Origin of the sequence: Bacillus cereus group sp. N11 (assembly GCF_016483605.1) — a bacterium.
GTDB lineage: Bacteria > Bacillota > Bacilli > Bacillales > Bacillaceae_G > Bacillus_A > Bacillus_A toyonensis.
This window is the reverse complement of sequence record NZ_JAEHBN010000003.1, coordinates 186,551-199,594: the sequence shown is the minus strand read 5'-3', so window position 1 is coordinate 199,594 and position 13,044 is coordinate 186,551. Positions and strand designations below refer to the sequence as shown.

Genomic DNA, 13,044 nt, shown 5'->3' with positions numbered 1-13,044 from the left:
AATATAAGTTCTTTACAATCTAATAGTTATTTATAAATGAATACGTCTTTTAATACAAAATTAAAGTTTTTAACTTTTCTTATTCAAGTAAAGTTTCTTTATGTTGAATAGGGATTAAGTAATGATCTTCCACAATTGAGCGTGATTGTTGAGTAACACGATTAGGAAATGATCAAACTTTATTATAAAATCAAAGCATAAATCTACTGATAAAGAATCCATTTTGATCAATCTTTTTTTCAAAATGGATTCTTTTCATTTACAGGAAAATGCCGTTTTGTGAGATGTTTTTGGTTAAACTTTATTTCAAACCAACATAGGAAAGTATTTTTATCTTGTAGACATTGGTATTGACCCACTAACACGTAAGAGAAAGTAAAAGAAGCAGAGGAGAGGGGATTCATTACTAAAAAGGAAGTGGAAAATGCTTTAACAAAGCTGCTCTCAGAAGTTCGTATTGGAACGTATGTAGTACCTAGCAAACTTCTCCATAGTGAATATCTGGAAAGTTGGTTCAATATCAAGAAGCACAGTGTTGGTATTCAGACAGCAAAAGTACTGAAAGGAAACTTTAACAGTAGTAACATTCTTTCTCTAGGCAATATCAAATTAGCCAAGTTTAACAATCGTTGCATATGCAGAACTATGTTAATTCACTGTGAGACGAAGGTTTAAAGCGAGGAACGATTGAGAAAATTATCAAAATTATTCGAAACTCTCTTGAGCATGCAATAGATTTGGAGTTAATAACCAAAAATGTTGCGGCTAACACCAAGTTACCTAAAGGTGATAAGGAAGAGTTAACTGTGTGGAATGAACAGGAAGTACAACTGTTCTTGAAAGTTGCAAAGGATAGCAGGTATTTCATTGTCTTTCATTTAGCCCTTGTAACTGGAGTGCGACAAGGTGATTTCTGAGCGATTAGGACATAGTAACATCAAAATCAGATAAGGCACTTACTCACATGTTTTGCAACGATGCAAAAAGATGCAGTTAACAAAATAGAAGAGATTTTGTAAGGAATGTGTCCAATGGTCCTTATAGAGTATGAAAGTTAACAAAAGGAGGGAAATGATGAACGCACGCCAATATTTTTATCATAATGTGCAGCCTAGATTGAAAGGGATAAGTTATCAAAACGCAATGAATATCAAAATGCCAGAGAAAAATAGAGTCGCCACAAAAATATGGAGACACATCCCACAATTCAGCAATGACCGTCATGTGGAGGATGTCATCAAAGATTTGTTGACGTATCATATCCCGCAAACATTTCGAAGTCGTCTAGAGCATATGTTTATTGCCAAATTGAATAGCCATGAATACCAAGCTACAGCTCTGATAAAACCAGGAGAATACCGTGGGGACCTGATTTATTATTATGTTGGACTTGCAGACTGCCTATATGAGTTTTCTATTTATTATACTGAATTCTCCGATAATAAAACCGATATTGGCATCCTTCAAGATCATGGACGAAGGCTTACCATCATGGCCAATGAATGGAGAAAAATCTATCCTCTTACGATTGACCTAGACCGAAATCTCGTTGTTGAAATATTTGACGATAAATTAATGCTTAAGGCTGCCCATATTGCAACGCTAACAGATAAATTTATTATTTGCCATGAAATCGCACATCATTTACTTGGTCATACTGGAAAAAATAATGATGCATATTTTCTTTTGGAAAAAATTCCAGAAGAACTGAAATCATGGAAAAATAAATCGATTGAGCATGCAATAGAATTTCAAGTGGATGCTTTGGCAACTCTGTTTATGATGAAACTTAGTGACACCACAATGGTTCAAGGTGCTCTTGGTGAATCTCAGGAAGCATTTGAAGCAATTCTTGGGTGCTTGCTATCACTGTCAGTTAACAGATTTCTTTCGAATGATCCAGATGAAGTCACGAGTGAGTATCCTTCAGATAATGAAAGATTTGAAAGTTGTCTTGCAATACTTTCACACTTTACTGATCCTACATTTCCTGAACGGGTTAGTGAAAAGCTTGCTACTATGTTCGCTTATCTTAAAATGCTTGATAAATTTAATGATCTTGTTGAGAACGGTGTATCCGGAAGAGAAATAAAGTCCATCAAAAATATATTGAAACTCCTTTTACTGGCTAGGGATGGAATAAAAAAAGAGTCCTGATAAAGTAGGGATCTTCGAAGAATCTATATGCACATGTGGAACAAAATAATAACACTTCTAGTGAGAAGAGATAGTCTTTACAATGAGCAGCAAACTGCTCCCTGTTTTTATTGAAGGGGGGCTTTGATGAAATAACTGAGGAGCTATTTTTGAAGCTCTTTCGCATTTTTCAAGATTCAGCGATCGGGTGCAATTCTGGAACAAGAAGTAAAAGGGTGGTATATATTAGACATGTATAATATGTACTACCCCTTATTTTTTTATTTTAGGTCTTAATAAATTTTAAACATTTAAACTTTATTTGAAATCAATATAAATATCCGAATTTTAACCTTTACAAAATAATTTAGGCCAACGTCCTAAATTATTTTGTAGAGGGTAGCAAGCGAAGCGCGGTAGTAAATGAACAACTTTGTGGTAGGGTGACCAATTTGTGACCAGAGAGTTTTTGACGGCCTTAGAATTAAAAAATACAAAATAAAAACCCCTTGAATACTAAGGAGTTTCAGTATGACCCCGGAGAGGCTCGAACTCACGACCTCCACCCTGTCTAAGTTATGGGAAGTAACTACTTTTCAATCTTCAAACCTAATTCACAAAATCTATTAATCTGCACCCAATTACTTCCTTCTTATCTCCTCATATTCTATAATTAATCTATAAAATTAAATGGGGGTAATTTCCAAAATGAAGCTTCAAACCGTGACCCAAAAAGCTACTCAATTTGAACCCGATATTTCATTGCTTGCTGAAAAAGAATCGGGGCGCCAAGAATTCATAAAGCGTTTTCCATTAGAAGCCTTAAGAAATCTCACCATAGAAGAATATGCAAATACTAAAACAAAAGATTGTTTCAATTACTGGCTCGAGCGAAAAAATATTTTAGGCGGCATTGGCGGAGCCAATTCTGCTAAATTCGGTATTTATCTTGCTAAAACTGGTGAGTACTGTAAAAGTTATGGTAAACAAAAAGTGGTATTAAAAGATGAACAGTTACAAGAAGAATTTAGAGTCCTAAAAGAAGGGATTTGTGAGGCAATACGACTTGCAAAGGAAGGCCGCATCTCTGAAATTCTTAAATTGAATTTACCAATTTATAATATGGTGCTGCTAAAAATTTTAAATATTTATGTTCCAGAGAAATTTTTTAATATTTATTCACCACCAATATTGATTGAGCTTGGGAAGGAATTACATATAAAAGATGTATTGCTTACTCCTCAGAATGCAATTGAGTTGAATCATGCAGTGTTGCATGCTATTAAAAAAGAAAATGTTTTTTTTGATTGGTCAAATGAAAAGATCTCAAGATTTATCTGGGATACATTTTCTGAGCGGGATAAATCGCTTGATAAGAATATAAACTATTGGCTAGCTGGACATACATATGGAAAAGATCGTTCCATTCAAGATTTTTTATTGAAAAACAATTGCGTAGCAATAGGCTTTTTACAAGAGGATTTATCCTCTCTTTTAGAAGAAGAAAATATTGAAGATATCGTAGATGAGAAAGAAGAAACATCAGCAGGACAAAAAGCGTTAAAGCAATTTTTAAAAATGAAAGAAGGAGACCTTGTTGCTTTAAAAACATCTTTTACTCGTAAGGTTGATGGGAAGACACGATCAGTGTTACGAGTTAGTGCTGTTGGGGAAATTACCAAAGATACTATCGATGGTTATGAATTCTCTGAAGAGTACGGGCATCTCCTTCCAGTCGAGTGGATTAATACTGAGGAGAGGGAGTTCATAGGTTACGGAGGATATCGTAGTACATTAAATGAAGTGAAAAGTAAGAATACAATAAATTTAGTATTTATGCAGGGAAAGGAAATTAGCAATACACCCCAAGAATCTAGTGAAATATTAGATATAGATCCAAGAAACTATGTATTTTTTGGTCCACCTGGAACGGGGAAAACATATCAAATTGTTGAACGTGCTCTTGAATTAATCGATAAAAGAACATATGAGGAATTGAAAGCAGATGGACGAGAGGCATTGCAACAAGAGTTTTCACGTTTAACTAAAGATGGGAGTATTCATCTCGTGACATTCCATCAGTCCTATGGATATGAAGATTTTATAGAAGGATTGAAATCTGATGGAAAAGGGAACTTTGTGCCAACAGATGGTATTTTGAAAAAAGCCGCTCTTGAAGCGATGTATGAAGGAATTCAAAGCACTAGTCAGGACTTTTCTAATGAAGTTCGTTTTGAGCAACTTTATGATTACCTGGTTGAGAATGGTTTGAAGAATAATATTCGATTCGAATCAAAAACAGGAACGACAAATTTCATTTCATACATTTCAGAGCAAAATAATATCGTTGTAACGAGTGAGGATGTAAAAACTAGTTCAATAGTTTCAAAGAATCGTTTACTAAGTTTGTATCGCTATATTCAGGAGAATGATATTGATTGGAAGAATAATATTATGTTTGTTCGTGAGGCAATTGGTGGGTGTAATCAGACGAGATATTGGTCTGTACTAAATTGGATATTAGAAAAAATGGAAGATACAACAGAAGAAGAAAAAATTGAGGTTGAGGGAGAAGAGAAAAAGGCAATTATTCAAAAGGCATTGCTGGAAAACGGTTCGTTTGATTATTTGAATGCGAAAAAACATGTTGTAATTATTGATGAAATGAACCGAGGCAATATTTCTAAGATTTTTGGTGAGCTGTTAACGTTACTGGAAGAGGATAAACGTTTAACACAAAGTAATGAATTGATTGTTGAACTACCTTATTCAAAAGAGAAGTTTACGTTACCACCCAATTTATATGTAATAGGGACGATGAATACGGCCGACCGTTCAATTGCACTGCTTGATACAGCGTTACGCCGTCGCTTTGTGTTTGAAGAAATCATGCCAAATACGGATCTTCTTGAATCGATTGGTGATGAAATTGATCTTGCTGAAATGCTTTCTGTTATTAATAAGCGGATTGAAGTGCTGTATGATCGCGATCATATGATTGGGCATGCGTATTTTATAAACGCAAAAACAGATAATGAAGTTATAGCTATTTTTCAAACAAAAATCATTCCACTTTTACAAGAGTATTTTTATGATGATTGGGAAAAAATCGGTCTTGTTTTGGGTGGAATAGGGAGTTCAAAAGAAGATCAATATATTGTTTATAAAGAAGAAGTTAATGTAAATGAATTGTTTAAACAAAAGCCATCTATTTATATTCCTGCACTGTACCGGGTAAAACGAAAATTAACAGCACAAGAGCTAATAGCGATTTATGAATAAGACAATTATAGTGCGTGAGGCGTATGACTGGATTACAGAAAATGACGTTACAGCAGAACAATTTGATGAGCTTATACGGTATATTGAAGAAAAATATCCAAATGAACTGGTGATTGATCAGAAGTATAAACGACTGCGCTTTATTAATTATGTTGGCGTGATACAATGTTCAGATGTGAGGTACGAAATTATTCCCAAAATAAAACTCACACCTATTGACGATCGAAAGGCATTGCTAAGAATGCTTTCAGTTACAGGATTTTTACCGGTTTCATTTTATGAGGAAGTACTAAATGGTGAAGATAGAGGGGAACTGCTTACGGCATTTCTTGCTACATTTCTTACTCGTTTGCTAAATGAACTCAGAAAAGGGACTTTTAAAACATACGAACGTCATGAAGAAAATTTAAATACACTGCGTGGCAAACTCGAGCTTAGTAAACACATTTATAAGAATGTATTTCAAAAGACAAAAGCATATTGTGCATATGATGAATATACGGAAAATAACTCTTTAAATCAGCTCTTTAAATGTGCATTGCTCATTGTAAAAAAACATACCAAAATACATACTTTAAAACTTTATCTTGAGCGCTGTTTAGGCTACTTAGAACCTGTGGATGTAGTACATTTCACAGAGAAGGAATTAAAAAGCATTACATTTAACCGACAGAATGAACGTTTTCGTCAAGCTGCTTTATTTGCTAAGCTAATTGTTGAGAGGGCAACGATTTATAGTAAAGGGCAAGGAGCATCATCGTTCTCTTTCTTATTTCAAATGAATATGTTGTTTGAAAAATATATTGAAGTAGCACTACAAGAGACTATTGGTAATAATAAAATAATCAGTCAACATGCAGAAAAGAGGCTATTACGTAATAAGAAGAGTGGACGCCAGAACATTTTATTAAAACCAGATTTTGTGATTGATAATGTGATAATCATGGATACAAAGTGGAAAAGTGCAACAAATAATGGAAAAAGTAGTTATGTTCAGAGTGACATTTATCAAATGTATGCGTATGTAACTGCTTATAAGGAAGTTCAAAGGTGTATATTGCTGTACCCGAAACAAGAAATAGAAGCTGATCATCCTGTGTGGGAAGTTATCGATACTGAAAAAACTATCGAAATGTGCACGATAAGAATTGATGAATTTTCCGAGACTGTACGAGAATTAGAGGGAATTCTACAAAAACAAGTTAAATAATTTTGTAAAGACACTCGATTGAACATGGGTGTCTTTTATTATAGAAATCAAATCTCCTTTCGTAAAAGTATGAATATTTAGTTTTTTTATTGAAATTTTCTTGAACTTATTATATAATAAGTTCAAGAAAATTTTTCCTTTTTAATCATTCCTAAATAAACACAAACCTTTCGGGTTTACGATTCATTACAAGGAAGTGTATAAAACATATACGCTAATTTGTAATACGAATGTATTCCTGGGAGGTTTTTTTGCGTTGTAGGAATAGGACAAGTAATGAACTAACAAGGATGTGATAGTATGTCTTAACTTTTAAGAATAGTAGTAGGAAAGTAAGAACTTTGGATTTCAAAATACAAAAGAAGGTGAAAAAAGATGAGAGGAGAATTCTCGTCTTTTTTATTTCGAAAGGAGAAGGACATGGGTAAGAAAATTATGGTTCAATCTGTAAAGCTGGTAAAAGACAGTAATCGTATTTATGATATTGAGAAAAAGAAAATCACTTGTCCAGCGGATGCTGTACGCTTTGCACAGATTATATTTGATATAGAATCAAGGCCAAATGAAATTTTTGGTGTGTTTAACTTAAATACAAAGAATGAAATTATTGGATGTAGTATTGTGTTCGAAGGAACTGTTGATTCATCGTTAGTCCATCCAAGGGAAACCTTCCGTACGGCAATATTAAACAATGCATCTTCAATCGTATGTTTTCATAACCATCCATCAGGACATAGTATGGAGTCCCATGAAGATGTTGAAGTAACTAAGAGATTAAAAGAATGTGGAATTATTATTGGTATACCTCTTCTAGATCACGTAATCATTGGAGATAACAGCTATGTAAGTTTAATGAAAAAGGGGATTATATAATAAAAAGTAATAAAATAATTATAGTCAAGAGTGTGTATGGTAGAATCCGGAGATTCTAAAGCGTTTACTCGCATAGATCTTCTTCTTGTTTTTTATTGTAAAGATAATTTATAAATGTATCCATAATATGTGATTCGTGGAAATAGACAGATTAGGTGATAAGAAATATAGGAAAAGAGGAAAAAATCCTGTGCCTATTAGACTAACAAGATAGGTTTAATCTAAAGCGAGAAAGAATAGGCTAAAAATTTTACAATTGATAATATATAACTAGAAAAAGGACCGGAATACGGTCCTTTTTTCTGTTTTATCGAAGCATGCTGTTCGTAAAAATCCTTCCAGACAGTTACATGTTTATAAGGTGAAATAGCCACTTGGAACTCGGTTTTACGTAAAGGAGAAGAACTACGCCTGAAGATAAAAGTACTTATAAATTTTAAAGGATTTCCTTATGTGTACCATGAAGCAAAATATATTTATGATAAAATATAGTAAAAGATGATTAAGAGGGGACAATTAACGTGAAACCAACAATTTATGATGTTGCGGAAAAAGCAGGTGTATCAATAGCAACTGTATCCAAGGTAATTAATCAAACGGGACGTATTAGTGAAAAAACAATAAACAAAGTAAATCAGGTAATGGATGAATTAGATTACCAGCCAAGTAGTGTGGCAGCAGCGTTAACAGGTAAAAAAACATATACGATTGGGGTACTTGTCCCAGATATCTCAAACCCATTTTTTGCAGAAGTGGCAAGAGCTTTTGAAAATAGTGCACGAGAATCGGGATATACACTTATTTTGTGTAGTACGGACCATCAAACAAAACGTGAGCATGAATACATCGATTTATTATTTAAAAAGCAAGTAGATGGCATTATTATTGCAACGGAGCTAAATGATTATAAACTAGTTAAAAAAATCGTGAACCGAGATTTGCCGCTTGTATTATTCACTGTAGATCATCCTTCCATCACAACTCATGTTGTTACAACTGATGATATGAGGGGAGGCTATCTAGCTGGAAATTATCTAACGCAGAAAGGCCATACATCTTTAACGATTATGAAGGAGAAGGATAGAAAAAGTAGTTTAGGGAGACTAAATGGTTTCAAGCAGGCTCTTAAAGATTCAGGTATCTCATTAGATGATGATGCTATAATTAGCTGCTATTCGACAGTTGAAGATAGCAAGCGTGCAAGTAAAGAATTACTTAATTTACCTAACAGACCTACAGCGGTTTTTGCTTGTACAGATTTAATTGCTATATGTCTTATGAATGAAGCAAGAAAACAAGGACTTTCAATTCCGGAAGATTTATCAATTATCGGATTTGATAATACCATCTATGCTGAGATTGCAGATCCAGGGTTAACAACAATTGAACAGCCGATTACACAAATGGCGACCTGTACGTTTGAACAACTGCTAAAAACGATGGAAATGAAGGAGTATGCTAAGCAAAAAATTACAATTATTCCTCAGTTAGTAGAGCGATCTTCAGTAAAGGATATTACATGATATCTTTTTTAATATCTTATTTGAATGTAACAAAAAGAAGGTCATCTTAACCATATACAGTTATGATGACCTTCTTTTATATTTAGGATTTATACAGAGAATTGCTCACCGCTTTTCGTATTTAAATCCTGCTTCATCTCATTTTCCTTTGGAATAGTAAGGAAATGAGTTAAGAATGCACCAAAGAAGTACAATCCAGCAAAAATCCACATCACGCCCCCTACACCTAATGGTCCGATGAAGGCAGTTACTACTAATGGCCCAACAAATGCTGATAATCCTGAACCTAAATTTAAGACAGACATTGCAGCTCCTTTATTTTCAGGAGATAAAGATGGGACTAATGCTGTAAGAGGTACATAACCGGCAAGAGTTGCTCCATAGCAACATGCAACAAATAATATTGCCCAATAATTATGTCCGACCATTTGTGGTACATAATAGAGTGCAAGAGTTACAATTCCGCAACCGACTCCTCCGAACCATTTAATTGTATTTACCCAACCAAACTTGTCTCCAACAATACCAAAAATAATATTAAACACCATATTTACAAAGAATAGAGTACCCCAAATTTGTAGCCATTCAGTCATTGTAAAATTATATTTCATCATATAAGTAGGCAGAAAAACAACAAATCCAAACTGAGCGGCCGAGTTTATAATTTTAACAATACCACCTATACCAACTTTAGGATTTTCAAATGCGATGGTAATGCCTTTTAGTAATTCGCTTGATTTGTTAGCACTTACGGTTTGTGCTTTAAACTTGTCCTTATTTACAACAATAGAGAATAATCCCCCGACAACAACGAAAATTAAGGCGCTCCATAAAGTAGCGATTTCCCCGATTTTAGGAACCATATAGCTAGAATAAAAGGCACCTATAACACTAAGTCCAAGCTGGAATACGAACCAGAACCAGCCAACTGCTCTTGAAAGCATTTGCTGCGGAGTACTGTAAGATACCCAAACTAAGAAAGAATAAGCAAATAAGGGATAACCAAATCCTCGTAGAGCGTAGCAAATTATTATTACCGGATAATTCATATGTTGAATACCTATACCTATGAACCCAATGGAACCTAAAATGAATGATACTAAACCAAACGTCATTACTTTTCTTGGTCCCCACATTTGTACAAATACCCCCGAAAACCAAGAAGAAGCAGATACAGTAATCCCGTAAATAGTAAACAGAAAAGCAGCGTGTTCTAGTGTTAGTCCTTTTTCAACGAGATAAGGGGATAACCATCCTTGTTCTAAACCATCCCCAATCATAAAAACAATAATCCCTATGTATCCCCAAGTTAAATTAGAAGGAATACCAATCTTGTCCATAAATGTTTTGTTTGAACTCATTGCGTTCATTCTCCCACCACCGATAAGTTTTTTGGTTAAGCGCTTAATTCTTTTTGATAAAAAAAGTATACGCTTACATTATGGGGTCGTCAATGAAATTTTTTGACAATTTACAACTTTCTTTTATAAGGGCATTCTATTTACTTATTGGACAATAAAATAATAATGAGTATGAAAAGAAAGGAATACCTTATAGATGGGGTTTACTATTAAAAAGGCTTATCTTCCCTTGTTATATCAGTATTTTAAAAGATTATTTTTGTAGCTGTTAAGATTATTTATTTCTAATTATTAGTTTGTATATGGACTAAGTACGTTTACTTGCGAAATTTGAAATTCAGATAAAAAGAAAAGTATTCAAAAAAATAAAAATGTTTTCAATTTAGAATCAAGTGTGTATAATGAAGAAAAATAGGGAAAGCGCTTAACTTAATTTGATGTGCTAAACCTTATAGACTTTCATTTTGTTTCTTAAATTTAAATAAAGAGGGAGAAATCATATGAATGTTTTAACGATTGGAATTATTGGGGCTGGACGTATTGGGAAACTGCATGTTGATAATTTGCAGCTGATGCCACAAGTGAAAATTAAAGCGGTTTCAGATGTAATGATTAGTCATCTAGAAAAGTGGGCTGAGGATAAAGAGATTTCCACTCTGACTACAAACTATCAGGATTTATTAGCAGATCCAGAAATTGATGCTGTCTTTATATGCTCACCAACAAATACACATGCACAAATTATTAAAGAGGCGGCACTTGCGAAAAAACATATTTTCTGCGAAAAGCCTGTTAGTTTCTCGGTAGAAGAAACATTAGATGCATTAGAAGTAGTAAAAGAACAAGGCGTATCTCTTCAAGTAGGTTTTAACCGCCGTTTCGATCCTAACTTCAGAAAAGTCTATGATCTTATTCAACAAGGAGAAGTGGGACACCCACATATTTTAAAAATTACGTCTAGAGATCCACAACCGCCAAGTATAGAATATGTTCGTTCTTCAGGTGGATTGTTTATGGATATGATGATTCATGATTTTGATATGGCTAGGTATGTGATGAATAGTGAAGTTGTAGAAGTATTTGCATATGGAACAACATTAATTGATCCGTCCATTCAGGAAGTAAATGATGTTGATACAGCAATTGTCACATTAAAATTTGCGAATGGAGCTTTAGGGGTAATTGATAATAGCCGCCAAGCTGTTTATGGATATGACCAGCGTCTTGAAGTGTTTGGTGAAAAAGGAGCGGTCGCTGCGGATAATTGCTGCCCGACAACTGTGCAAGTGTCAAAAACAGAAGGTGTTGTAAAAGATAAGCCGCTTTATTTCTTCTTAGAGCGTTATACGCAGGCTTACATTGAAGAAGTAACACAATTTACAAAGTCAATTATAGAAGGACAAGCTGTTATTTGCAGTGGTAATGATGGGCTACAAGCGGAGCGAATTGCGAAGGCCGCGAAGGAATCTTTACTAACAGGAAAACCTGTTCAAATTGAACATAAACAGCCTGCATTTAATCAATAAAGAGAGCGCTTACTTCTAGAAATTTAAAGAGTAGTGAATCGTATGGTTATAAAAATTTTTGAACCATATCATTCACTCTTTCATAAAGCATGGGAGGTAGAAACAATGAATCCACTTATTTTTAAAGAAGATTGTTCATTAGACCTAATTGCAGTTGGACGTTTATGCGTTGATTTAAATGCCAATGAAACACAACGTCCTATGGAAGAAACAAGAACATTTACTAAGTATGTGGGGGGTTCTCCTGCGAATATTGCGATTGGTGCGGCACGCCTTGGCTTACAAACAGGATTTATCGGTAAAGTGTCCGATGATCAAATGGGCCGCTTTATTACAGGATACTTAAAAGATAACAATATTAATACGGATCAGATATGTATTGATCGCACTGGTGCAGTGACAGGTTTAGCTTTTACAGAAATTAAAAGCCCTGAAGATTGTAGTATTTTAATGTACCGCGACAATGTCGCAGATTTAAATCTTGATCCAACAGAAGTATCTGAGGACTATATTAAACAATCAAAGGCTCTCTTAATTTCAGGAACAGCTTTAGCGAAAAGTCCTTCTCGCGAGGCGGTATTTTTAGCGCTAGAATATGCGCGTAAACATGATGTAGTCGTATTTTTTGATGTTGATTACCGCCCGTATACATGGCAATCAGAGGCTGAAACGGCTGTGTATTACAATCTAGCGGCTGAAAAATCTGATGTCATTATTGGAACGCGTGAAGAATTCGATATGATGGAAAAACTATTAAATTACGAACAATCTAATGATCAAGTTACGGCTGAAAGATGGTTTTCTCATCATGCAAAAATCGTCGTAATTAAGCATGGCGGGGATGGTTCAATCGCTTATACGAGAGACGGCCAATCGCACCGCGGCGGTATTTTTAAAACAAAGGTATTAAAGACGTTTGGCGCTGGCGACTCGTATGCATCTGCGTTTATTTATGGCTTAATGCAAGGGCTTGAAATTCCTCAGGCGATGCGATTAGGTGGTGCTTCTGCTTCCATTGTTATTTCTAAACATAGCTGTTCGGATGCAATGCCAACAAGGGCAGAGATTTCTTCATTTATGGAAACGGCTGAGGAAATTGTATAGAAACATCATAAATGAGTAATCAAGTAAGT

General features: G+C 34.5%; 8 protein-coding genes and 1 pseudogene. 8 read left to right on the top strand and 1 reads right to left on the bottom strand.

Annotated features, from left to right (window positions below; translation table 11 throughout):
• Window positions 1-316: 316 nt before the first annotated feature.
• The 6 genes and pseudogenes from JDS98_RS30560 to JDS98_RS06940 all read left to right on the top strand — a co-directional run.
• A pseudogene (locus JDS98_RS30560) lies at window positions 317-911 on the top strand (tyrosine-type recombinase/integrase); the annotation flags it as partial.
• A 163-nt stretch (window positions 912-1,074) separates the two neighbouring features.
• On the top strand, window positions 1,075-2,157 hold the full coding sequence (locus JDS98_RS06960; protein WP_199633700.1) for a hypothetical protein: 1,083 nt from the start codon (window positions 1,075-1,077) through the stop codon (window positions 2,155-2,157).
• 687 nt (window positions 2,158-2,844) lie between these two features.
• Window positions 2,845-5,418 (top strand): McrB family protein, encoded by a 2,574-nt coding sequence (locus JDS98_RS06955; RefSeq protein ID WP_199633699.1) that lies wholly within the window; start codon window positions 2,845-2,847, stop codon window positions 5,416-5,418.
• On the top strand, window positions 5,411-6,628 hold the full coding sequence (locus JDS98_RS06950) for an McrC family protein (protein ID WP_199633698.1): 1,218 nt from the start codon (window positions 5,411-5,413) through the stop codon (window positions 6,626-6,628). The genes JDS98_RS06955 and JDS98_RS06950 overlap by 8 nt, the downstream gene beginning before the upstream one ends.
• Window positions 6,629-7,048: 420 nt before the next feature.
• Entirely contained in the window at window positions 7,049-7,501 is a 453-nt protein-coding gene (locus JDS98_RS06945; RefSeq protein ID WP_000516684.1) for a JAB domain-containing protein, read from the top strand.
• Between the two features lie 521 nt (window positions 7,502-8,022).
• The gene (locus JDS98_RS06940) at window positions 8,023-9,024 is read left to right on the top strand and encodes a LacI family DNA-binding transcriptional regulator (RefSeq protein WP_199633697.1); all 1,002 of its coding nucleotides are present in this window, start codon (window positions 8,023-8,025) and stop codon (window positions 9,022-9,024) included.
• An 89-nt stretch (window positions 9,025-9,113) separates the two neighbouring features.
• Here the strand turns inward: JDS98_RS06940 and JDS98_RS06935 are convergent, their stop codons facing one another.
• Complete coding sequence (locus tag JDS98_RS06935) at window positions 9,114-10,394, bottom strand: MFS transporter (protein ID WP_000993232.1); 1,281 nt, start codon at window positions 10,392-10,394, stop codon at window positions 9,114-9,116.
• 491 nt (window positions 10,395-10,885) lie between these two features.
• On the opposite strand from JDS98_RS06935, the gene iolG reads away from it, so the two are divergent.
• The gene (gene iolG / locus JDS98_RS06930; RefSeq protein ID WP_199633696.1) at window positions 10,886-11,911 is read left to right on the top strand and encodes an inositol 2-dehydrogenase; all 1,026 of its coding nucleotides are present in this window, start codon (window positions 10,886-10,888) and stop codon (window positions 11,909-11,911) included.
• A 105-nt stretch (window positions 11,912-12,016) separates the two neighbouring features.
• Window positions 12,017-13,015, top strand: a complete 999-nt coding sequence (gene iolC, locus JDS98_RS06925) for a 5-dehydro-2-deoxygluconokinase (RefSeq protein ID WP_199633695.1) — start codon at window positions 12,017-12,019, stop codon at window positions 13,013-13,015.
• The last annotated feature ends 29 nt before the right edge of the window (window positions 13,016-13,044 follow it).